Below are 20,994 nucleotides of genomic sequence, written 5' to 3' on the forward strand. Positions count from 1 at the left end.
TCAGCGCGGGGTCCAGGTTTGAGAGATGGGCTCGAACTGCCAGCGGCTGGCTTCCTCGGCCGTGCGCGGCCAGGGCTTTTTGAGTTCGTCGTCTCGCAAGATCCAGACGTCTTTGACGAAACCTTGGGTGTCCAGCGTGTAATGGACCATCGCTTTGGTGCCGATCAAGGAGCCGGACAGCACCAGCAAGTTGTTCGTGCCGCGGATGCGTGAAGCCGGCACCATGCGGGCCGGCTTGCCGTTGAGCAGGACTTCGGGCGGCTGTCCGAACACCATCTCGCCACGCAAGGCCGTGGCAGGGAACTGGCGCGCCACGACGGCCTGGGCCTGGGCGACGAGGGTGGCGGCCGACAGGGTCAGGCCGATGAGCACACAGCGAAACATGGTGTAGATCCAGTGGCTGTCAGGGTGCTGCGCAGTATGGACCACGGCAGCGCAAAACGAAAACGGCCCCAGTGGAAGAACTGGGGCCGAACATCTGGTGGCGCTTCAGGGACTCGAACCCCGGACCTGCGGATTATGATTCCGTCGCTCTAACCGACTGAGCTAAAGCGCCAAGAGCCTGCGATTATAAGCCGATATCCGATGACTTGCCAAGTCGCCTTCCGGTTTCAGCGGTCACTCATCAGCACAAAACATTATAAAGAAAAGACTATTTATTATTTTTCATTCTGATTGCGCGTCGCTAGCATCCCTGCGCATCGAAAGATTTTCAGGATGGGTGCCCATGAGCATCGAAGTGCGCAATCTGTACAAGGCCTTCGGGAAGACGGTGGTGTGTGACCACCTGAACCTGGACATCCCCTCGGGCGAGTTGGTGGCGCTGTTGGGGCCGTCGGGGTCGGGCAAGACCACGTTGCTGCGCATCATCGCCGGCCTGGAGCGCCCCGATGCCGGCACGGTGCATTTTCATGGGGAGGATGCCACCGATGCCGATGTGCGCGACCGCGGTGTGGGCTTCGTGTTCCAGCACTATGCCCTGTTCAATCACATGACCATCTTCGAGAACGTGGCTTTCGGGCTGCGTGTGCGCCCGCGCGCCACGCGGCCCAGCGAGGCCCAAATCCGCAAGAAGGTGATGGAGTTGCTGGAGCTCGTGCAATTGGACTGGATCGCCGACCGCTATCCCCACCAGCTCTCGGGCGGTCAGCGGCAACGCATTGCCCTGGCCCGAGCATTGGCGGTGGAGCCCAAGGTGCTGCTGCTGGACGAGCCGTTCGGCGCGCTCGACGCCAAGGTGCGCAAGGAGCTGCGCCGCTGGCTGCGTCGGCTGCACGATGAAGTGCATCTGACCAGCGTCTTCGTCACGCACGACCAGGACGAGGCCATGGAAGTGGCCGACCGCATCGTGGTGATGAACCATGGTCGCATCGAGCAGCAAGGCACCCCCGACGAGGTCTACGACCATCCAGCCACGCCATTCGTGTTGGAGTTTCTCGGGGATGTCAACCTCTTTCACGGCCGCTTGGGGCATGCTCCGGGTGGCGCCACCGACGAGGTGAGCTACGTGCGGCCGCACGAGCTCGACATCTTGGGCCAGCCCGAGGAGGGCAGCTTGCCGGTGACGCTGTCGCAGATCCTGACCGTCGGGCCCAACACCCGCATCGAATTCAAACGATTGGACGATGGTTGCTATGTGGACGTCGAGATGCCGCGCGCCCGCTTTGTCGCACTGCGCGAGCAGCTGGGCCTGCAGCCCGGCAGCACGGCCTACTTGAAGCCGCGTCGGGTGACGCGCTTCGAGGTCGAGGCGGCTTGAGTCCTTTCGTCTGTCCCGATTTCTTCCCATTTCAAGGAACGTCATCATGTTCAAATCTCTGCTGCGTGTGGGCCTGGCCGTGGCCGTGTGGGCTGCTGTATCGACCGCATGGGCGCAATCCGGCCCCACCTTGCTCAATGCGTCGTACGACATCGCTCGCGAACTGTTCGCCGCCATCAACCCCAAGTTCGTCGAGCATTGGAAGAAGAAAACCGGCCAGGATGTGCGGATCGACCAATCCCACGCCGGCACGTCACGTCAGGCCCAGGACATCATCCAGGGCAAAAAGGTCGATACCGTCACTTTCAACCAGGCCACGGATGTCGATTTGTTGGCCAAGCGCGGCTTGGTGGCCTCCGACTGGAGGAAGAAGTTCCCGAACAACGCCTCGCCGTACTACAGCACCATCGCCTTCTTGGTGCGCAAAGGCAATCCCAAGAACATCAAGTCCTGGGACGACTTGGTGCGTGATGATGTGAAACTCATCTTCCCCAATCCCAAGACCTCCGGCAACGCACGCTACACCTACCTGGGCGCCTGGCTCTACGCGAACGAGAAGTTCAATGGCAATGAGGCGCAGGTGCGTGACTTCGTGGCCCGGTTGCTGGCCAACGTGCAGAACTTCCCCACCGGCGGCCGCGGTGCCACCGTGGCCTTCGCTCAGAACAACCAGGGCGACGTGCTGTTGACCTTCGAGTCCGAGGTGATCAATATCGCTCGCGGCGACGAGTTCAAAGCCCTGGGCCTGGAGGTCGTGGTGCCGCCGGTGTCGGTGCTGGCCGAATTCCCGGTGGCCGTGGTCGACAAGGTGGTCGACGAGAGGGGCACCCGCGCCTTGGCCACCGAATATTTGAACTTCCAGTACACCCGCGAGATCCAGTTGCTGCTGACCTCGTTCAACTACCGGGTGCACGAGCCCACGGTGGTCAAGGCGACGGCCGACAAGTTTCCGTCCATTCGCCTGATCGATCCGGTCAAGGTGCTGGGGCCGTGGGACAAAATCAGCGAGACCCACTTCGCCTCGGGCGCCATCTTGGACCAGTTGCTGGCCCGCCGCCGTTGATTCACCCCTGTCGTTTGGAACCTGAGCGAGCCCATGACGGGCTCGCCTTGCCATGGCTGTCACCACCTCCCGTCCCTTGCTGCTGATGCGGCCTGCCGTGTTGCCCGGCTTTGGGCTGAGCCTGGGCATCAGCAGCTTTTATGTCTCGTTGATCATTCTCTTTCCGGTCTCGGCGCTGTTGGCCTATGCGGCCGAGCTGAGCCCGGCGCAGTACTGGCAGGCCATCACCGATCCGCGCGTGCTGTCGAGCTACCGCGTCACCGTGGGGGCTGCGCTGTATGCCACCGTGGCCTCGGTGCTGATCGGGCTGTTGTTGGCCTGGGTGACGGTGCGCTACGAGTTTCCCGGCCGCCGCTTGCTCGACACCCTGATCGATCTGCCCTTTGCACTGCCCACGGCCGTGGCGGGCCTGACCTTGTCGGTGCTGCTGGCCCCCACCGGTTGGGTGGGCCAGTGGTTCGAGCTCGTGGGCCTGAAGATCGCCTATGCCTATCCAGGCATCGTGGTGGCCATGACCTTCACCAGCCTGCCCTTCGTGGTGCGTACCGTGCAGCCCGTGCTGCAGGATTTCGGCACCGAGGTCGAGGAGGCCGCGCGCACGTTGGGGGCAACGCGCGTGCAGATTTTTTGGCGGGTGATCTTGCCCACGCTGATCCCTGCCGTGGTCACCGGAGGCGCTCAGTCCTTCATCCGCAGCCTGGGTGAGTTTGGCGCGGTGGTGATGATCGCCGGCAACATTCCCTTCCAGACCGAGGTCAGCTCACTGATGATCTTCGTGCGCCTGCAAGAATACGAATACCCGGCCGCTGCGGCGATTGCCACGGTGATCCTGCTGGCGTCGCTGCTGCTGATGTTCAGCCTGTATGTGCTGCAAGGCCGCGTGCTGCGTTGGCAGAGGAGCGCCGGATGAAGCGACCCCAACACCTGCATCAATGGGCTTTGATCGGCCTGGGCGTCGGGGTGGCCGCTTTGCTGCTGGTGCTGCCGCTGCTGCTGATCTTCGTCCAGGCGCTCAGCGGCGGCTGGGCGTTGCTGGCGGCCAACCTGTCCGAAGGCTACATGCGCCACGCCTTGGGGTTGACCCTGCTGGTGGCCATGCTCACCGTGCCGGTCAACCTGGTCTTCGGCATCGCCCTGGCCTGGTGCGTCACGCAGTATGAATTCCGCGGGCGGCGGCTGCTCACCACGCTGATCGACATCCCTTTTGCCACCTCGCCGGTGGTGGCCGGCCTGTGCTATCTGGTGGTCTACGGCATGGAAGGGTGGCTTGGCCGCTGGCTGGCCGCGCACGACATCCAGATCATCTTTGCCTGGCCGGGCATCGTGCTGGTGACGATATTCATCACCTCGCCGTACGTCGCTCGCATCCTCATTCCGCTGATGCAGACGCATGGCAACGACGAGGAGCACGTGGCTTTGACGCTCGGGGCCAACGGCTGGCAGATCTTCTGGCGCGTGACGCTGCCCAAGATCAAGTGGGCCCTGCTCAACGGGGTGGTCACGACCAACGCGCGGGCCGTGGGCGAGTTCGGGGCGGTGGCCGTGGTCTCCGGCACCATCATGAACCAGACGCTCACCTTGCCCCTGCTGGTCGAGCAGCTCAACAACGACTACAAAGTGGCCGCGGCTTTCACGGCTGCGGCCTTGCTGGCGTGCATGGCCTTGTTGAGCCTGCTGCTCAAGAGCGTGATGGAGTGGCGCCAGCAGCGGCTGGAGGCACTGGCGGCGGGGCGTTGAGCGCAGCCCGGGCCAGCGGCCAGAGGGAGGGGCTTGCGGCTTGGGCCGGATGCACCGCGGTCATGCGCCACCGCGGCAGCGCCAGTGGCGTTGGACCTGCGCGCGGCACGGTTCAAATATCTTTACTCGCGCCGCACAACGGGGACACGCTGGCGCTTCACAGTCATGCCCATGGACGCCGGGCATGGGGCCCGGCACCCACCAGGAGTAAGCGCATGGACATGACGAATCTGACTTGGAATTGGTTCAAACGAGGGGTGTCCGTCGGGGCCGCCGCCGTGGCACTGACGGCCGCCGGGGCAGCCGTTGCGGCTGCCTCCAACCCGGGGCCTGGCAGCCCGCCCGCGCTGCACATGGCCATGCATCACGGCGGGCCGTCTGGGGGGCTGGGCTTCAGGCTGGGCGACGACCCGCAGCATGTGGACCGCATGGTCGATCGCGTGGCGCGAGACCTGGCGCTGAGCCAAGCCCAAGCAGACCAGATCCGGGCCATTGCTCGGGCGGCTGCTCAGGATCTCCAGGGGCAGCGCGACAAGATGCGCGCGCTCAAAGAACAAGCCGCGCGAGTGTGGACGCAACCTCAGGTCGATGCGGCGGCGGTGGAGTCGATGCGGCAGCAACACATGGCCTTGATGGACGAGCGCAGCCGACGCATCAACCGTGCCTTGCTGGAGATCAGCGCCGTGTTGACGCCCGAGCAACGCACACAGCTGGTGCAACGGATGCAGGAACGCAGGCACGAACGCCGGCAGGAGCGTCATGAGGGGGCGCATCGGCGCAACGCGCCGCCTCCGACGCAGTGAGCCGGTGGCGCCGTTGGCCTGGTGCGGTGCTCAGTGATGCTGCTCGTGCTGCGTGCCAGCGCCCGGCGCTATGCTGTGCGGCCAAGAACCTGCGGCGAGGAAACGCTCATGTCTGCGCACCTGTTGCTCATCGATGACGACACCCGCCTCACCGGCATGGTGGGTGATTACCTGCGTCAGGCCGGCTACCAGGTGACGGCCGCACCGACGTTGGCCGTGGCGCGCAAGCTGCTGTCGGCCAAGGAGCATGGCTTTGACGGGCTCATCCTCGATTTGATGCTGCCCGACGGCGATGGCCTGGACCTGTGTCGGGAATTGCGCGCGCAGCCGCGCACCCGGGCTTTGCCGGTGCTGATGCTGACGGCGCGTGGCGAGCCCATGGACCGCGTGGTGGGCCTGGAAATCGGGGCTGACGACTATCTGCCCAAGCCCTTCGAGCCGCGCGAACTGTTGGCCCGTGTGCGCGCCGTCTTGCGCCGTGCCAGCGGCGGTCAGGCCGAAGATGAGGCCGATGTGATGCGCTTTGGCCGCTTGGAGATCGACTTGGGCGCGCGCGTGGCCCGCGTGGATGGCCGCGAGTGTGACTTGACCGGTTACCAGTTTCAGATGCTCACGGTGCTGGCTCGGCATCCTGGGCGAGTGCTGTCGCGCGACCAGATCATGGATGCGCTCAAGGGCCATGCCTTGGAGGCATTCGACCGCTCCATCGATGTGCATATCTCGCGCATTCGGGCGGCCATCGAAGACGATCCCAAACATCCCAGGCGCATCCTGACGGTGCGCGGCACGGGGTACGTGTTCGCCAAGAAGCAAGATGCAGAAGACGCCTGAAACGTGAAGAGCTTGTACCTGCGCATCTATGTCACCGTGGTGGCGGTGTTGCTGTTGTTCGCGCTGGTGGCAGGGTGGCTGTTCAAGCACAACTTCGAGCGCGAGCAGGCGCAGCGCGCCGTGGCGCTGTCTTCGGAGCGGCAGGCCGCATGGGGCGAGTTGTTCGCCCATGCCCTGCCCCCGGCCAGCGCGCCGCGGCAGACGCAGGCCCAAGGGGTGCAAGAGTGGTCCGAACGCCTGCGCGTGCCGCTGGCGTTGGATGATGCGCAAGGTCAACGCATTGCCGAGTCCGCCAGCTTCCGCGAGGCGCTGGACGAAGGGCCCCGTCGCTTTTGGCGCATGGAGCTCAATGACGGACGGGTGTTGTGGGCGCTGCGAGGTCCCCCGCGGCCCGGGCCACGAGCCGAAGGAGGCTGGCGCCGTGAGGTGCGCGTCATCACCGAGTCGGGCGAAGTGCGTGCCTGGCCGCCACCGGGGCCGCCGCCGGGGGCGCCTCCCTGGGTGTGGTTCGAAGGGGCGCAGGGCCTGTTGATCGCGCTGGTGCTGCTGTTCGTGGCCGTGTCCGTGGGGGCCTATCCGGTGGTGCGCCGGCTCACCCGCCAGCTCGAAGCGCTCAAGCGCGGCGTCGAGGCCTTCGGCGCCGGCCGGCTCAGCCAACGCGTGCATGTCAGCGGCCGTGACGAAGTGGCCGCCGTGGCCGCGAGCTTCAACCGGGCGGCCGAGCGCATCGAGGAGCTGGTGCGTTCGCACAAATCGCTGCTGGCCAATGCCTCGCACGAGCTGCGCTCTCCGTTGGCGCGCTTGAAGATGGCCGTCTCACTGCTGGAGACGGCGCCTGCCGATGCGCGGGTCGCGTTGCGGCAGGAGATCGAATCGAACATCCGCGAGCTCGATGCCCTGGTCGAAGAAGTGCTGTTGGCCAGTCGGCTCGATGCGGCCCAGACCTTGGATCGTCGCGAGCCGGTGGATTTGCTGGCCCTGGCCGCCGAGGAGGGGGCTCGGTTCGATGCTCAGGTGGAAGGGGACCCCGTGGTGGTGCTGGGCGACGAACGCCTGCTGCGCCGCGCCTTGCGCAACCTGCTGGAGAACGCGCGCCGCTATGGCGGCAGCGAGCCGCCATTGGTGCGCGTCGGTGTGGACGGTGGGCAGGCCCGTGTGCAGGTGTGCGATCGCGGCCCGGGGGTGCCGCAGGACCAGCGCGAGCGCATCTTCGAAGCCTTCTATCGTCTGCCTGGTCATGCGGAATACGCCGGCGGCGTGGGCCTGGGGCTGAGCCTGGTGCGCCAGATCGCGCAGCGCCACGACGGGCAGGTTTGCTGCGAGCCGCGCGAAGGCGGGGGCAGTTGCTTCAGTTTGTCCCTGCCGCTGGAGATGCCGCAGTGATGGCCGCATCCCCTTGGGTGCGCTCGGCATAGCGGTTGAAGCGCCAAGCCGTGCCTTGCAGCGTGATGCGCCGCCAGGTGGCGCGTTTTTCGGCGGGGCTCATCTGTGGCCAGCGCTGCACCTCGCTGAAGCTGCGCCCGCAGCCTTTGCACACCTCGTCTCCCTGGCTGGTCGAACAGATCGCGATGCATGGCGTGTCGGGCGTGGTGGCATACCAGGCCAACCAGGCGGCCTTGGCCTGAGGCGGCATCGTGTGCTCGTCGCATTCGCTGTGGCGGTAATAGACCATCAGCGCATACACCTCGGCCAAGGCGCGCACCTCGGGGCAGGCCGTCACGCCATCGGGCGAGGGCTGCCGCTGACGCCACCAGTTGATGGCCGCTTCGATGTCGGTGATGTGGATCCCGGCCATGAGGGCTCCTGCGGGGCTCACTCCTGCGAGGCCACCAGGGCGGCCAGCGCCGCCTCGACGGTGGCGCGATCGACCCCGTCACCGAGCGACACTGGCGCCTCGTCCAAGACCGCAGCGCCTTCGGTGCGCAAGCGCTTGACCCACACGCCGGCTTGGCGGCCTTCGGCCAGCCCGTGGCTTTGCAGCAGCACGCGGCCGTCGGCTGCGGTGAGCTTGAAATAGAACAAGCCGTTTTCGCGGTACTGCTTGAAGTCTGGCAAGGCTGGGGCCTTGACCGCCGGGGCGGCTTTCACCGGCGCAGCCCGCGGCACCGCCACCATGGGCCGCAGACCCACGGCATGGCGCAATTCCTTCAAGAACGGCGTGGCCACTGCGCGAGCTTTGCGAGCACCGTCTTGCAAAATGTCCTCGACCTGCTCGGGATGGGCCATGTAGCGCTCATAGACCTCGCGCATCGGCCCGATGTGTCCTTCGATCAGGTTCACCAAACGTCGCTTGGCTTCGCCCCAGCCCAGTCCGGCGCGCAGGTCGGCCCGGAAGGCTTCGCGTTGCTCGGCGTCGGCAAAGGCGTCATAGATCATCACCAGCGCCGAGCCTTCGGGCTCTTTCGGTTCGCCGGGCGCGCGCGAGTCGGTCACGATGCGGGCGACGGCTTCCTGCAGGCCCTTGGCGCCGCCTTCGAACAGTGGGATGGTGTTGTCGTAGCTCTTGGACATTTTGCGGCCGTCCAGGCCGGGCAGGGTGGCCACATGATCGTCGATTTGGGCTTGCGGCAGCACGAAGTAGTCGCGCCCGCGCCCGAACAGGTGATTGAAGCGCTGCGCGATGTCGCGGGCCATTTCGATGTGCTGCACCTGATCGCGGCCGACCGGAACGCGGTGGGCATTGAACAGCAGGATGTCGGCGGCCATCAGAATGGGGTAGCTGAACAGACCCATCGTGACATTGGCGTCGGGATCCTCGCCGGCGGCTTCGTTGGCATCGGTGGCCGCTTTGTAGGCGTGTGCGCGGTTCATCAATCCCTTGGCGGTCACGCAAGTCAGCAGCCAGGTCAGCTCGGGCGTCTCGGGGATGTCGCTTTGCCGGTAGAAGGTCACGCGCTGGGGATCGAGCCCCGCGGCCAGCCACGCGGCGGCGATCTCCAGGCGCGAGCGCTCGATGCGTTCGGGTTCGTCGCACTTGATCAGCGCATGGTAGTCGGCCAGGAACAGAAAGCTCTCCACCCCGGGCTCCAGGCTGGCTTGCACGGTCGGGCGGATGGCGCCGACATAGTTGCCCAGGTGGGGCGTGCCGGTGGTGGTGATGCCGGTGAGGACGCGTTGGGTCATGGGTCAGGCCACAAATGGGAACGGCACAAGGTGAGCGCTGGATTTTAGGTGGGCGGCTTCAGCCCTGCCGAGGCCGGCGCAGGCAAAGGCTACACTGCCGGCCCATGAAACGTATCGTGATCCTGATCTCGGGGCGGGGCTCGAACATGGAAGCCATCGTCCAGGCCTGCGAAGCCGAGCAATGGGCCGCGCGTGTCGTCGCCGTGGTCAGCAACCGTCCACAGGCCAAGGGTTTGCAGTTCGCCGCGGCGCGCGGCATTCCCACGGCGGTGGTCGACCACAGCCAGCATGCCAGCCGCGAGGCTTTCGATGCCGAACTGGCTCGCGTGATCGATGCCTTCGAGCCCGATGTGGTGGCTCTGGCCGGCTTCATGCGCATCTTGACCGCGCGTTTCGTGGAGCACTACCGGGGCCGGCTCGTGAACATTCATCCCTCGCTGCTGCCGGCTTTCCCGGGCCTGCACACCCATCGGCGTGCGCTGGAGGCCGGCTGCAAGCTGGCTGGTGCCACGGTGCACTTGGTCACCCCCGAACTCGACCACGGGCCCATCATCATCCAGGCGGCCGTGCCCGTGCTGCCCGACGACACCGAGGATCGCCTGGCCGAACGGGTGTTGGCCAAGGAGCATGTCATCTATCCGCGTGCGGTGCGGTGGATGGTCGAAGACGCGCTGCAGGTGCGTGACGGGATCGTCATTCATCGCGCGGGGGAGCCGCAGCTGTTGCTGTGATGGACTGCGCGGCCGGGGATAATCCCGCGCCATGCATCCGAATGCTTTGCTCGATCTCGCCACCGCCTTGCTGCGCGCCGTCTTGAAGCTGGAGGCGCCGGCCGATGCGGTGGTGTCCCAGTTCTTTCGACAGCATCGCGCGCTGGGGCCGCGCGAGCGGCACGCCCTGGCGGAAACCGCTTATGCGGTGCTGCGGCGGCGGCTGTACTACCAACACTTCGCCCAATCGGGCCATGGCGCTTTGGAGCGCCGACTGGTGTTGCTGGCCTGGCAAGGCAGCCCGGCCGTGCTGCGCGCTGCCACAGGTCCCAATGAACAGGCCTGGTTGGAGCAGGTTCAGGCGGTCGATGCGACGACCTTGCCGGAGAAGCTGCGTCACAACCTGCCCGATTGGCTGGCCGGTGCGCTGAAGACGGCGCTGGGCAACGAGTTCTGGCCGCTGGTGGACAGTCTGTCCCGTCCGGCGCCGTTGGACCTGCGGGTCAACGTACTGAAGGCCAAGGTGGAGTCGGTGCAGGCTGCACTGGCGGCTGCCGGCATCCAGGCCGAGCCCACGCCCTATTCCCCCTGGGGCTTGCGTGTGCAGGGCAAGCCGGCGTTGCACACGCTGGAGGTGTTCACACGGGGCGATGTCGAGGTGCAAGACGAGGGCAGCCAACTGCTGGTGCTGCTGACGGGGGCCAAACGCGGCGAGATGGTGGTGGACTTCTGCGCCGGCGCGGGCGGCAAGACCCTGGCACTGGGGGCGGCCATGCGCAATACCGGGCGGCTGTATGCCTTCGACGTGTCAGGGCATCGGCTGGAAAAACTCAAGCCCCGCTTGGCGCGCAGTGGCCTGTCCAACGTCTACCCGGTTCAGATCGCCCATGAGCGCGACGAACGCATCAAGCGCCTGGCAGGCAAGGTGGATCGGGTGCTGGTCGATGCGCCTTGCTCCGGTCTGGGCACGCTGCGTCGCAACCCCGACCTGAAGTGGCGTCAGTCGCCGCAGGCCGTGGCCGAATTGCAGGCCCGGCAGCGCGCCATCCTCGACAGTGCGGCGCGGCTGCTCAAGCCGGGCGGGCGCCTGGTGTATGCCACTTGCAGCGTTCTGCCCGCAGAAAATGAACAGATCGCGGCGTCTTTCTCCGAAGCCCATCCCGACTTTTGCCGACTTGGCGCGGCCGAGGCGCTGACCCAGGCCAAGGTGCCGCAGCCTGAGCGCTTGGTGCAAGGCGATAGTCTGCAGCTATGGCCGCACCGGCATGGCACCGATGGTTTTTTTGCGGCCGTGTGGGAACGGCGCTGAGGGGCGGGACTCCAAGCAGAGCCTTCCTGCTGGACTCTGACGGGCGGGAGGCGCCTCGCAGGCCGCGCAGGGCCTGCGGTGACTGTGCGATGTGGCCGCATCGGCTCGGAATTTCGGGGGCGGTGTGCCCCCGACGGCGCGGCCCGTCCTACAATCGCCTGGACTCAAGCGTGGGTGCCATGAGGGTGCTGACGGCTTGAGGGTTTCGTTTGTTGCTGAAAGGATCGGTTCAATGTCCGACATTCTCATCGTGTGGGAGAGCCTGGTGGACTGGCTCGCCAACGGGATGCTGCAGGCTGCCTGGTGGCAGATCCTGGTCTTTACGCTGGTGGTCACACACATCACCATTGCCTCCGTCACGATCTTCCTGCACCGTTCGCAGGCGCACCGGTCCTTGGATCTGCATCCGATCGCGTCGCATTTCTTCCGCTTCTGGCTGTGGTTGACCACCGGCATGGTCACCAAGGAGTGGGTGGCCATCCATCGCAAGCACCATGCCAAGTGCGAGACCGCGGACGATCCACACAGCCCGCAGGTGTACGGCATTGGCAAGGTGTTGCGCGAAGGCTCCGAGCTCTACCGTGCCGAAGCCAAAAACCAGGAAACCCTGGCCAAGTATGGGCACAACACGCCCGACGACTGGCTGGAGCGCCACGTCTACAGCCGCTACACCTGGCAAGGGGTGGGCTTGATGTTGATCATCGACCTGGCGCTGTTCGGGGCCATTGGCTTGACGGTGTGGGCGGTGCAGATGCTGTGGATCCCGGTCACGGCCGCCGGCATCATCAACGGCTTGGGCCATTGGTGGGGTTATCGTAACTTCGAGGCGGCCGATGCCTCGACCAACATTTCGCCTTGGGGCATCCTCATCGGCGGAGAGGAGTTGCACAACAACCACCACACCTACCCGACCTCGGCCAAGCTCTCGGTGAAGAAGTTCGAGTTCGACATCGGCTGGGTGTACATCCGGGGCCTGCAAATGCTGGGCTTGGCCAAGGTGCGCAAAACGCCACCGTTGCTCAAGCTGGGGGCGGTCAAACCGGTGGCCGACGCCAAGACCCTGGAGGCCATCATTGCGAACCGCTACGAGGTCATGGCCAAGTACGCCCGTGAACTGCGTCGCGTGTGCCAAAACGAACTGCGTGCCCTGAAGCAGGCTGGGGCGAAAAACACCGCGCGTTGGAAGGAACTGCGTCTGGCCAAGCGTTGGCTGCATCGGGATCAGGACCGCATTCCCAGCGATCTCAAGCCCCATATCGACAGGGTGTGTGCCCAATCGCCGACGCTGGCCAAACTGGTGGCGATGCGAGAGGAATTGCGCCAACTGTGGACGCGCACCAATGTCTCGGCCGAACAGCTCGTTGCCGACTTGCAGGCTTGGTGTAAGAAGGCCGAGGAAAGCGGTGTGGCTGCCTTGCAAGAGTTTGCGTTGAAACTCAGGGCGGTTCGCGCCTGAGCCGCAAGGCGCAGCCTGGCGGTCCAAGAGCGCCCCCAAGAGCGCCCCCAAGAGCGCCCCCAAGAGCGCCCCCAAGAGCGCCCAGTAGGGCGCTCTTTTTGTATTCGGTACGGGGTTCGGGCCCGGGCCTTACCGAGCGCGTCCGCGGGCCACGCGCGATGGTCGAGCGTGAATGGGGCCGCCCATGAAAAAACCCGCCGACGTTGCCGCAGGCGGGTTTTGCTTTGCCGGTGAACCGGGGCGGCAGGCCACGGACGGCCCGCCCTCGGGTTTACTTCAGCTTGGCTTCCTTGTAGGCGACGTGCTTGCGCGCCTTGGGGTCGAACTTGATGAATTCCAGCTTTTCAGGCGTGGTCTTCTTGTTCTTGGTGGTGGTGTAGAAATGACCCGTGCCGGCCGTGGATTCCAGCTTGATCTTTTCGCGTCCGCCTTTGTTGGCCATGGTGCGTTCTCCTCAGTGAGGCAGGGGTAGGGGATCAGAGCTCGCCCTTGGCGCGCAGGTCGGCCACCACTTGGTCGATGCCAACCTTGTCGATCAGGCGCAACGCGGCGTTGCTCACGCGCAGACGCACCCAGCGGTTCTCGGATTCGAGCCAAAAGCGGCGGTACTGCAGGTTGGGCAGGAATCGACGCTTCGTTTTGTTGTTGGCGTGGGACACGTTGTGACCCACCATCGGGCCCTTGCCCGTAACTTGACAGACGCGTGCCATGACGCTTCTCCGTTTCAATCTCGGTTCACGACGCGGCAACCACGAGTGCGGGGCGACTTCTCCCCTAGTGGCTGCCCTTCGAAGACCCTTCGAAGACCTTGGACTGCCTGCCGACCCATGTTTGCATGCCGCTGCAGGCATGCAAGCGGCCAAGCAACCATTCGGCGCAACACTCGCCATCCAAGGCCATTTTCGCAAGGCCATTTTCGGCAAAGACGGCCATTATAGCCATAACGCAGCCGAGTGGCCAGCCGCCCCCGGGCAGGGCGGCGCCAGAGGGCTTCAGCGGGGGTTTTGCTCCAGGAAGCGCTGGGCATCCAGGGCCGCCATGCAGCCAGTCCCGGCGCTGGTGATGGCCTGACGGTAGACGTGGTCTTGCACGTCGCCGGCGGCGAACACGCCGGGCACGCTGGTCATCGTGGCCATGCCGTCCAAGCCGCTGCGGGTGAGGATGTAGCCATCCTTCATTTCGAGCTGTCCCTTGAAGATGTCGGTGTTGGGCTGGTGGCCGATGGCGATGAAACAGCCCTGGACCGCCAGCTCCTTGGTGCTGCCGTCTTGGGTGTGCTTCAGGCGCACGCCGGTCACGCCACTGGCATCGCCCAGCACCTCGTCGAGGGTATGGAACAGGTGCAGCTCGATCTTGCCGGTGGCCACTTTGTCCATCAGCTTGTCCACCATGATGGCTTCGGCGCGGAATTTGTCGCGGCGGTGGATCAGGTGCACCTTGCTGGCGATGTTTGACAGGTACAGGGCCTCCTCGACGGCCGTGTTGCCGCCGCCGACCACGCATACCGGTTGGTCGCGGTAAAAGAAGCCATCGCAGGTGGCGCAGCCGCTGACCCCACGCCCCATGAAGGCCTGCTCCGAGGGCAGCCCCAGGTACTTGGCCGACGCGCCGGTGGCAATGATCAACGCATCACAGGTGTAGCTGCCGTTGTCGCCGGTGAGCGTGAACGGCCGCCGCGACAGGTCGGCCGTATGGATGTGATCGAAGACGATCTCGGTCTTGAAGCGCTCGGCATGCTGCTGGAAGCGCTGCATCAGCTCGGGGCCTTGCACACCATGCACGTCGGCGGGCCAGTTGTCCACGTCGGTGGTGGTCATGAGCTGGCCGCCCTGGGCCAGACCGGTGATCAGCAAAGGTTGGAGGTTGGCGCGTGCCGCATAGATGGCGGCGGTGTATCCGGCCGGGCCGGATCCCAGGATCAGAACCCGGGCGTGCTTGGGAGGGGTACTCATGACGATGGCGATGCGAGAAGGAACGGTTGGGCGGTGTTCGCGCGCCTTGCGCTGGCGCGGCTCTCCGTGAAAGTCAGTGCTTCAGTTAGAGTTGCGGTTGTGCGATAACTCACACTGATCCCGGCAATCCGCTGCTGTCACAGATGAGGCCCGCCGGTTTCACTGCAAGACGGCATTGTAGGAAAGCGCTCTTGCCGATGCGCCGTCGGGGTTTGATGCGTGGCAATCCTGATCGATGCTGACCGAAACGAACGAAGGGGGTTTTCCATGGCAATGCTGTCCAACCTCGATCTGATTCGTCGCGTCCCGCTGTTTTCGATGCTCACGCATGCCCAAGCGGAACAGGTGGCCGAAGGCATCGTCAAACGGCGCTTCCGTCGCGGTGAGATCATCGTCGAGCAGGGGCGCAAGTCCAATGCGCTGTTCATCTTGCTCACCGGCCGCGCCCGCGTGCTGACGGCCGACTCGCGCGGACGGGAGGTCATTTTGGCCATGCTGCATCCGGGCGACTACGTGGGCGAGATGAGCCTGATCGACAACGAGCCGCATTCGGCCACGGTGCGCGCCGAGGTCCAGACCGATGTGCTGGTGCTGGGGCGGGCCGAGTTCGCCCGCTGTTTGCCCGAGAACTCCAGCTTGTCCTATGCGATCATGCGCGGTTTGGTGGCCCGGCTGCGCGCGGCCGACCGCCAGATCGAGTCGTTGGCGCTGTTGGACGTGTATGGTCGGGTGGCGCGCACCTTGCTCGACATGGCCGAGGAGAGCGGCGGGACGCTGCTCATCCGTAACAAGGTCTCGCGTCAGGATCTGGCCAAGATCGTTGGCGCTTCGCGCGAGATGGTCAGTCGCGTGATGAAGGATCTGGAGGAGCGCCATTACGTCGAAACCCAGCCCGATGGCTCGGTCATCATCAGGGAGCCGTTGGTGACGGCGTGAGCGCGCCGCAGGCCATGCCGCCGGGGAGCGGCCCGACGGTGAGCATTCGTTGCACCGCCCGGGTGGGATGCGCGCGAGGGCGTCGGCTTGATTCACAATCCGCGCATGGCTTTTCCTCTTGGTTCTCTAGGCAGTGACGCTTCCGACGCCGCCGACGCCTCCGCCCGGCCTGCGTCTTCGACCTACAAGCGTGTGTCGCGTCAGGCAGCGCCTGCGCCTGCGTCCCCGGCTCCCCGATGGCGTATGCAGCTGGGGGTGTTGCTGGGCGGCATGGGGCTGGCCTTGCTGCTGCTGGCTTTGTTGACGCATTCGGCCGGCGATGCGGCCTGGTCGACCTCGGGGGATGGTCGTCCTTTGCGCAACCAGGCAGGGGTGTTGGGCGCTTGGGTGTCGGATCTGCTGTACTACTTTTTCGGGTTTTCCGCCTGGTGGCTGGTGATCGTGGCCGTGCGCGCCTGGCTGGGTGCGCTGGCGCGTTGGCTGCGCAGCGGCCAAGAACTCCCGGCCGCGCCCTCGGCCGAGCCGGCCGGACCGGCTTGGCTGTTTTGGGGGGGCGTGGTCGTGCTGCTGGCATCCAGCGCGAGTCTGGAGTGGACGCGGCTGTACGCCCTGGAGCCGCACCTGCCCGGCCATGCCGGGGGCGTGTTGGGCTACGCGCTGGGCACGGCCAGCATGAAGCTGTTGGGCTTCGTGGGCTCCGGGGTGTTCTGGATCGCGCTGTTGGTGGCCGGTTTCTCGATGGCCTTCCGCTTTTCCTGGTTGCAAGTGGCCGAGCGGCTGGGCGGCTGGATCGATGGGTGGCGGATGCGGCGGGAGGAGGCGCGCGAGCGCAAAGAGGACCGACGCCTGGGTGAGCGCGCCATGCGCGAGCGCGAGGCCGATGTGCAGGTCGAGCGTCAGGTCTTGGTCGAGCATGCGCCGATCTTGATCGAGACCCCGGTGCCCGAGCTGCCCAAGTCGGCCCGTGTGGCCAAAGAGCGCCAAAAGCCGCTGTTCAACGAACTGACCGACACCCGCTTGCCGCAGGTGGATCTGCTCGATGCCGACACCGGTCGGCAGGAGACGGTCTCGCCCGAGACCTTGGAGATGACCTCGCGCCTGATCGAAAAGAAGTTGAAAGACTTCGGCGTCGAGGTGCGGGTGGTCGTGGCTTCGCCCGGCCCCGTGATCACGCGCTATGAAATCGAGCCGGCCACGGGCGTCAAGGGCTCACAAATCGTCAATCTGGCCAAGGATTTGGCGCGTTCGCTCAGTCTGGTGAGCATCAGGGTGGTCGAAACCATTCCCGGCAAGAACCTGATGGCCCTCGAACTGCCCAATGCCCGTCGCCAGAGCATCCGCTTGGCCGAGATCCTGGGCTCGCAGGCTTACAACGATGCGCAGTCTGTGCTCACGCTTGGCTTGGGCAAGGACATCGTCGGCGGGCCGGTGGTGGCCGATCTGGCCAAGATGCCCCACCTGCTGGTGGCTGGCACCACCGGCTCGGGCAAGTCGGTCGGGATCAACGCGATGATCCTGTCGCTGCTGTACAAGGCCGAAGCCCGCGACGTGCGGCTCCTGCTCATCGACCCCAAGATGCTGGAGATGGCCATGTACGAGGGCATTCCGCACTTGCTGGCGCCTGTGGTGACGGACATGAAGCAAGCGGCCAATGCGCTGAACTGGTGCGTGGGCGAGATGGAGCGCCGCTACAAGCTGATGAGCAAGCTGGGGGTGCGCAATCTGGCCGGCTACAACAAGAAGATCGCCGAAAGTGCCGAGCGTGGCGAGAAGATCCCCAATCCCTTCAGCCTCACCCCGGACGCTCCCGAGCCGCTGGAGCGCATGCCCTACATCGTGGTCATCATCGACGAGTTGGCCGACCTGATGATGGTGGTGGGCAAGAAGATCGAGGAACTGATCGCACGCCTGGCGCAAAAAGCGCGGGCGGCGGGCATCCACCTCATCTTGGCCACGCAGCGGCCCAGCGTGGACGTCATCACCGGGCTGATCAAGGCCAATATTCCGACCCGCATCGCGTTCCAGGTCAGCAGCAAGATCGACAGCCGCACCATCCTCGATCAGATGGGGGCCGAGACCCTGCTGGGGCAAGGCGACATGCTGTATTTGGCGCCAGGCACTGGGTTGCCGGTGCGTGTGCATGGCGCTTTCGTCAGTGATGAGGAGGTGCATCGGGTGGTGGAGTACCTCAAAACCCAAGGACAGCCCAACTATGTCGAGGGCATTCTCGAAGGCGGGGTGCTCGACGGCGAGGGCGCTGGCGCTGGCGAGGCCGGGGTCGTTGGCGGTGCCGACGCGGAGGCCGACCCGATGTATGACCAGGCCGTGGCCGTGGTGCTGCAGCACCGTCGGGCTTCGATTTCCTTGGTTCAACGACATTTGCGCATCGGATACAACCGCGCGGCCCGTTTGCTGGAACAAATGGAGCGCGCGGGCCTCGTATCGAGCATGGCCACCAATGGCAGTCGAGACGTTCTCGTGCCGGCTGCCCGCGACGAATGATGAATCGATCCATCCTGATGCTGCTGCTGGGTGCCATGCTGGCGGGGCCCGCCTGGGCCGATGCGCTTGGCAGCCTGCGCCAGTTCGTGCAAGAGGTCAAAAGCGCCCGGGCGGTGTTCACGCAGACGGTGAGTTCCCCCGAGGGGACACGCAAGCGCAGCAGCGAAGGCCGCTTCGAGTTCGTGCGGCCCAACCGCTTCCGCTTCGACTATGCGCCGCCGATGGCGCAGACCATCGTGGCCGACGGCCAGAAGGTCTGGCTGTACGACCCCGATTTGAACCAAGTCACGGTGCGCGCGATGAGCGAGGCCGTGGGCGCCACGCCGGCGGCCTTGCTGGCCGGTGGCCCGCTGGACCGAGAGTTCACCCTCAAGGGCTTGCCCGATCGCGACGGCCTGCAGTGGGTCGAAGCCGTGCCCAAGGCGCGCGACAGCGCCTTCCAGGCCGTGCGGGTGGGCTTCAGGGGCAAGGAGCTGGCAGCGCTGGAGATCGTCGATGGCTTCGGCCAGGTCTCGGTGCTGTCGATGCGCCAATTCGAGGCCAACGTGCACCTTGCGCCCGAGCGTTTCCGTTTCACGCCGCCGCCTGGGGCGGATGTGCTGGAACAGTAGCGCGGGCCCAGAGCCGGCTTAGCGCACGCGCATGCCGGGCTGTGCGCCCGGCCAAGGCTCCAGCACATAGATGCCGGGATGGGCCTTTTCGTCGGCATGGGAGGCGGCCAGCACCATGCCTTCACTGATGCCGAACTTCATCTTGCGCGGGGCGAGGTTGGCCACCATCACGGTGAGCTTGCCCACCAGGTCTTCCGGTCGGTAGGCCGATTTGATGCCGCTGAAGACATTGCGTGTTCTGCCTTCGCCCACATCGAGCGTCAGGCGCAGCAACTTGTCGGAACCGTCCACCGGCTCGCAGGCCACGATTTTGGCGATGCGCAGGTCGATCTTGGCGAAGTCTTCGATGCCGATGGTGGGGGCAATGGCCTCTCCGCCGGGCTTGGGCGTGTCGGGGGCGGGCGGTTCGAACAGGGCGTCGAGCAGCTTCGGATCGACACGCTGCATCAGGTGCTCATAGGTACCGATCGTGTGGGCGCCGAGCCCGTGTTGGGCGTCGCTCCATTGCAGTGGCTGGATCTTGAGGAAGGCTTCGACCCGCGCGGCCAAGGCCGGCAACACGGGCTTGAGATAAATGGTGAGCAGACGGAACGCCTCGATGCACACGGTGCAGACTTCGTGCAGGCGCTGGTCCGTGCCGGCTTGCTTGGCCAGCTCCCAGGGCTTGTTCTGATCGACGTATTCGTTGACGCGATCGGCCAGCAGCATGATGTCGCGCAAGGCTTTGCCGAACTCGCGCTCCTCGTACAAGCGGGCAATGCCTGCGCGGCCGTCCCTCAAGCCCTGCAGCAGTGCTTGCCCATCGGCGCTGAGGTCGGCGGTGAGCCGTCCAGCGAAACGCTTGGCGATGAAGCCCGCGGCGCGACTGGCAATGTTGATGTATTTACCCACCAGGTCGCTGTTGACCCGCGCCACGAAGTCCTCGGGATTGAAGTCCACGTCTTCCACGCGCGCATTGAGCTTGGCCGCGATGTAGTAGCGCAGCCATTCGGGGTTCATCCCCAGCGACAGGTACTTCAGCGGGTCGATGCCGGTGCCGCGGCTCTTGCTCATCTTTTCGCCGCTGACGGTGATGAAGCCGTGCACGAAGACGTTGGTGGGCGTTTTGCGGCCACTGAAATGCAGCATCGCCGGCCAGAACAGCGTGTGGAAGTAGGTGATGTCCTTGCCGATGAAGTGGTACTGCTCCACTTGGGGGTCGGCGATGAACGCCTCGAATGAGCGGGACTCACCGTACTTGGCCTTGGGCCCGCCTTGATCAAAGTAGCTCTTGAGCGAGGCCAAGTAGCCCACCGGCGCGTCGAGCCAGACATAAAAATACTTGCCCGGCGCATCGGGAATTTCGATGCCGAAGTAGGGGGCATCTCGCGAGATGTCCCAGTCCGACAGGCCGCCGTGGCCGTGTTCGTCGGTGGTGAACCATTCCTTGACTTTGTTGGCCACTTCGGGCTGCAGCTTGCCGTCTTGCGTCCATTGCTGCAGAAACTCGATGCAGCGCTGCGAGGACAGCTGGAAGAAGTGGTGCTCGCTGGTCTTCATGACCGGCGTGGCGCCGGTCAGCGTGGAGTAGGGATTCTTCAGCTCGGTGGGCGTATAGACCGCGCCGCACACTTCGCAGGAGTCGCCATACTGGTCCTTCGCGCCGCATTTGGGGCATTCGCCCTTGATGTAGCGGTCGGGCAGGAACATGTTTTTCACCGGGTCGTAGAACTGCTCGATCTCGCGGGTGTAGATCAGGCCGTTCTTGCGCAGCGCCCGGTAGATGTCTTGGGCCAGCTCGGTGTTCTCGGGGCTGTCGGTGCAATGCCAGTGGTCGAAGCTGAGATGAAAGCCGTCGAGGTATTGCTTGCGGCCGGCGGCGATTTCGGCCACGAAGGCTTGGGGCGTCTTGCCCGCTTTCTCAGCGGCGATCATGATCGGCGCGCCATGGGCGTCGTCGGCACCGACGAAGTACACCTGGTGGCCCTGCATGCGCTGGAAGCGCACCCAGATGTCGGCCTGGATGTATTCCATGATGTGGCCGATGTGAAACTTGCCGTTGGCGTAAGGCAGGGCAGTGGTGACGAAAATCTGGCGTGTCATCGTGGCTTGGCGCCGCGGCGTGCGAACGCAACTGGGGGAAAACCCCGGATTCTAGGCCGCCGTGGCGCTTGGCGTGTCCCTGTGGCCCTCAGGTCCGCAGCCCTGCGCTAGACTGGGTCG

Annotated in this window: 20 protein-coding genes and 1 tRNA gene; 13 read left to right on the forward strand and 8 right to left on the reverse strand. The window is 65.1% G+C overall.

The genetic code is table 11. The features are described from left to right. Both F615_RS0104190 and F615_RS0104195 read right to left on the reverse strand, forming a co-directional pair. Entirely contained in the window at positions 1-384 is a 384-nt protein-coding gene (locus F615_RS0104190) for a hypothetical protein (protein ID WP_019559923.1), read from the reverse strand. 95 nt (positions 385-479) lie between these two features. Further along, positions 480-556 (reverse strand) — tRNA-Met (locus F615_RS0104195). Between the two features lie 171 nt (positions 557-727). On the opposite strand from F615_RS0104195, the gene F615_RS0104200 reads away from it, so the two are divergent. From F615_RS0104200 to F615_RS0104230, 7 genes are all read left to right on the forward strand, one after another. Continuing rightward, the gene (locus F615_RS0104200; RefSeq protein WP_019559924.1) at positions 728-1,759 is read left to right on the forward strand and encodes a sulfate/molybdate ABC transporter ATP-binding protein; all 1,032 of its coding nucleotides are present in this window, start codon (positions 728-730) and stop codon (positions 1,757-1,759) included. Between the two features lie 46 nt (positions 1,760-1,805). After that, positions 1,806-2,822, forward strand: coding sequence for a thiosulfate ABC transporter substrate-binding protein CysP (gene cysP / locus F615_RS0104205; protein WP_019559925.1), 1,017 nt, complete (start codon positions 1,806-1,808; stop codon positions 2,820-2,822). 52 nt (positions 2,823-2,874) lie between these two features. Beyond that, a complete protein-coding gene (cysT, locus tag F615_RS0104210; protein WP_019559926.1) occupies positions 2,875-3,732 on the forward strand; it encodes a sulfate ABC transporter permease subunit CysT in 858 nt (285 codons plus the stop codon). Beyond that, positions 3,729-4,559 (forward strand): sulfate ABC transporter permease subunit CysW, encoded by an 831-nt coding sequence (cysW, locus tag F615_RS0104215; protein WP_019559927.1) that lies wholly within the window; start codon positions 3,729-3,731, stop codon positions 4,557-4,559. The genes cysT and cysW overlap by 4 nt, the downstream gene beginning before the upstream one ends. A 215-nt stretch (positions 4,560-4,774) precedes the next feature. Then, a complete protein-coding gene (locus tag F615_RS19325) occupies positions 4,775-5,362 on the forward strand; it encodes a Spy/CpxP family protein refolding chaperone (protein WP_019559928.1) in 588 nt (195 codons plus the stop codon). A gap of 108 nt (positions 5,363-5,470) precedes the next feature. Beyond that, positions 5,471-6,193 (forward strand): response regulator, encoded by a 723-nt coding sequence (locus F615_RS0104225; protein ID WP_019559929.1) that lies wholly within the window; start codon positions 5,471-5,473, stop codon positions 6,191-6,193. A gap of 3 nt (positions 6,194-6,196) precedes the next feature. Further along, complete coding sequence (locus F615_RS0104230; RefSeq protein WP_019559930.1) at positions 6,197-7,576, forward strand: sensor histidine kinase; 1,380 nt, start codon at positions 6,197-6,199, stop codon at positions 7,574-7,576. Here the strand turns inward: F615_RS0104230 and F615_RS0104235 are convergent. Together F615_RS0104235 and F615_RS0104240 are read right to left on the reverse strand one after the other, a co-directional pair. Next, the gene (locus F615_RS0104235) at positions 7,542-7,988 is read right to left on the reverse strand and encodes a DUF3717 domain-containing protein (RefSeq protein ID WP_019559931.1); all 447 of its coding nucleotides are present in this window, start codon (positions 7,986-7,988) and stop codon (positions 7,542-7,544) included. The genes F615_RS0104230 and F615_RS0104235 overlap by 35 nt on opposite strands. A gap of 17 nt (positions 7,989-8,005) precedes the next feature. Then, the gene (locus F615_RS0104240; RefSeq protein WP_019559932.1) at positions 8,006-9,316 is read right to left on the reverse strand and encodes a tryptophan--tRNA ligase; all 1,311 of its coding nucleotides are present in this window, start codon (positions 9,314-9,316) and stop codon (positions 8,006-8,008) included. Positions 9,317-9,420: 104 nt separating this feature from the next. Here F615_RS0104240 and purN point away from each other — a divergent pair, with 104 nt between their 5' ends. The 3 genes from purN (at position 9,421) to F615_RS0104255 (ending at position 12,791) form a co-directional block, all read left to right on the forward strand. Next, positions 9,421-10,047: a phosphoribosylglycinamide formyltransferase gene (gene purN / locus F615_RS0104245; RefSeq protein ID WP_019559933.1), complete on the forward strand. Its 627-nt coding sequence runs from the start codon at positions 9,421-9,423 to the stop codon at positions 10,045-10,047. A 31-nt stretch (positions 10,048-10,078) separates the two neighbouring features. After that, entirely contained in the window at positions 10,079-11,335 is a 1,257-nt protein-coding gene (locus F615_RS0104250; protein ID WP_019559934.1) for an RsmB/NOP family class I SAM-dependent RNA methyltransferase, read from the forward strand. 232 nt (positions 11,336-11,567) lie between these two features. After that, on the forward strand, positions 11,568-12,791 hold the full coding sequence (locus tag F615_RS0104255; protein WP_019559935.1) for a DesA family fatty acid desaturase: 1,224 nt from the start codon (positions 11,568-11,570) through the stop codon (positions 12,789-12,791). A 271-nt stretch (positions 12,792-13,062) separates the two neighbouring features. On the opposite strand, the gene rpmG is transcribed toward F615_RS0104255, so the two are convergent. From rpmG to trxB, 3 genes are all read right to left on the reverse strand, one after another. Next, the gene (rpmG, locus tag F615_RS0104260) at positions 13,063-13,233 is read right to left on the reverse strand and encodes a 50S ribosomal protein L33 (protein WP_019559936.1); all 171 of its coding nucleotides are present in this window, start codon (positions 13,231-13,233) and stop codon (positions 13,063-13,065) included. 34 nt (positions 13,234-13,267) lie between these two features. Further along, positions 13,268-13,501, reverse strand: a complete 234-nt coding sequence (rpmB, locus tag F615_RS0104265) for a 50S ribosomal protein L28 (RefSeq protein ID WP_026330004.1) — start codon at positions 13,499-13,501, stop codon at positions 13,268-13,270. 282 nt (positions 13,502-13,783) lie between these two features. Continuing rightward, positions 13,784-14,743 carry a thioredoxin-disulfide reductase gene (trxB, locus tag F615_RS0104275; RefSeq protein WP_019559939.1) on the reverse strand — a complete coding sequence of 320 codons (960 nt, stop codon included), beginning with the start codon at positions 14,741-14,743 and terminating at the stop codon, positions 13,784-13,786. Between the two features lie 267 nt (positions 14,744-15,010). Between trxB and F615_RS0104280 the strand changes: the two genes are divergently transcribed. The 3 genes from F615_RS0104280 (at position 15,011) to lolA (ending at position 18,792) form a co-directional block, all read left to right on the forward strand. Further along, the gene (locus tag F615_RS0104280; protein WP_026330005.1) at positions 15,011-15,679 is read left to right on the forward strand and encodes a Crp/Fnr family transcriptional regulator; all 669 of its coding nucleotides are present in this window, start codon (positions 15,011-15,013) and stop codon (positions 15,677-15,679) included. Positions 15,680-15,922: 243 nt separating this feature from the next. After that, on the forward strand, positions 15,923-18,181 hold the full coding sequence (locus F615_RS0104285) for a DNA translocase FtsK (RefSeq protein WP_019559941.1): 2,259 nt from the start codon (positions 15,923-15,925) through the stop codon (positions 18,179-18,181). Beyond that, positions 18,181-18,792: an outer membrane lipoprotein periplasmic chaperone LolA gene (gene lolA / locus F615_RS0104290; RefSeq protein ID WP_019559942.1), complete on the forward strand. Its 612-nt coding sequence runs from the start codon at positions 18,181-18,183 to the stop codon at positions 18,790-18,792. The genes F615_RS0104285 and lolA overlap by 1 nt, the downstream gene beginning before the upstream one ends. A gap of 18 nt (positions 18,793-18,810) precedes the next feature. On the opposite strand, the gene metG is transcribed toward lolA, so the two are convergent. Next, positions 18,811-20,874, reverse strand: a complete 2,064-nt coding sequence (metG, locus tag F615_RS0104295) for a methionine--tRNA ligase (protein ID WP_019559943.1) — start codon at positions 20,872-20,874, stop codon at positions 18,811-18,813. Positions 20,875-20,994: the final 120 nt, after the last annotated feature.

This window comes from Caldimonas manganoxidans ATCC BAA-369, assembly GCF_000381125.1.
Taxonomy (GTDB): domain Bacteria; phylum Pseudomonadota; class Gammaproteobacteria; order Burkholderiales; family Burkholderiaceae_C; genus Caldimonas; species Caldimonas manganoxidans.

Coding starts and splice junctions, on each gene's coding strand:
- rpmB (WP_026330004.1), bottom strand. CDS start 13,501: ATGGCACGCGTCTGTCAAGTTACGGGCAAGGGCCCGATGGTGGGTCAC.
- cysW (WP_019559927.1), top strand. CDS start 3,729: ATGAAGCGACCCCAACACCTGCATCAATGGGCTTTGATCGGCCTGGGC.
- F615_RS0104190 (WP_019559923.1), bottom strand. CDS start 384: ATGTTTCGCTGTGTGCTCATCGGCCTGACCCTGTCGGCCGCCACCCTC.
- F615_RS0104225 (WP_019559929.1), top strand. CDS start 5,471: ATGTCTGCGCACCTGTTGCTCATCGATGACGACACCCGCCTCACCGGC.
- F615_RS19325 (WP_019559928.1), top strand. CDS start 4,775: ATGGACATGACGAATCTGACTTGGAATTGGTTCAAACGAGGGGTGTCC.
- F615_RS0104280 (WP_026330005.1), top strand. CDS start 15,011: ATGGCAATGCTGTCCAACCTCGATCTGATTCGTCGCGTCCCGCTGTTT.
- F615_RS0104200 (WP_019559924.1), top strand. CDS start 728: ATGAGCATCGAAGTGCGCAATCTGTACAAGGCCTTCGGGAAGACGGTG.
- metG (WP_019559943.1), bottom strand. CDS start 20,874: ATGACACGCCAGATTTTCGTCACCACTGCCCTGCCTTACGCCAACGGC.
- lolA (WP_019559942.1), top strand. CDS start 18,181: ATGAATCGATCCATCCTGATGCTGCTGCTGGGTGCCATGCTGGCGGGG.
- F615_RS0104235 (WP_019559931.1), bottom strand. CDS start 7,988: ATGGCCGGGATCCACATCACCGACATCGAAGCGGCCATCAACTGGTGG.
- F615_RS0104240 (WP_019559932.1), bottom strand. CDS start 9,316: ATGACCCAACGCGTCCTCACCGGCATCACCACCACCGGCACGCCCCAC.
- cysT (WP_019559926.1), top strand. CDS start 2,875: ATGGCTGTCACCACCTCCCGTCCCTTGCTGCTGATGCGGCCTGCCGTG.
- purN (WP_019559933.1), top strand. CDS start 9,421: ATGAAACGTATCGTGATCCTGATCTCGGGGCGGGGCTCGAACATGGAA.
- rpmG (WP_019559936.1), bottom strand. CDS start 13,233: ATGGCCAACAAAGGCGGACGCGAAAAGATCAAGCTGGAATCCACGGCC.
- F615_RS0104285 (WP_019559941.1), top strand. CDS start 15,923: ATGCAGCTGGGGGTGTTGCTGGGCGGCATGGGGCTGGCCTTGCTGCTG.
- trxB (WP_019559939.1), bottom strand. CDS start 14,743: ATGAGTACCCCTCCCAAGCACGCCCGGGTTCTGATCCTGGGATCCGGC.
- F615_RS0104250 (WP_019559934.1), top strand. CDS start 10,079: ATGCATCCGAATGCTTTGCTCGATCTCGCCACCGCCTTGCTGCGCGCC.
- cysP (WP_019559925.1), top strand. CDS start 1,806: ATGTTCAAATCTCTGCTGCGTGTGGGCCTGGCCGTGGCCGTGTGGGCT.
- F615_RS0104255 (WP_019559935.1), top strand. CDS start 11,568: ATGTCCGACATTCTCATCGTGTGGGAGAGCCTGGTGGACTGGCTCGCC.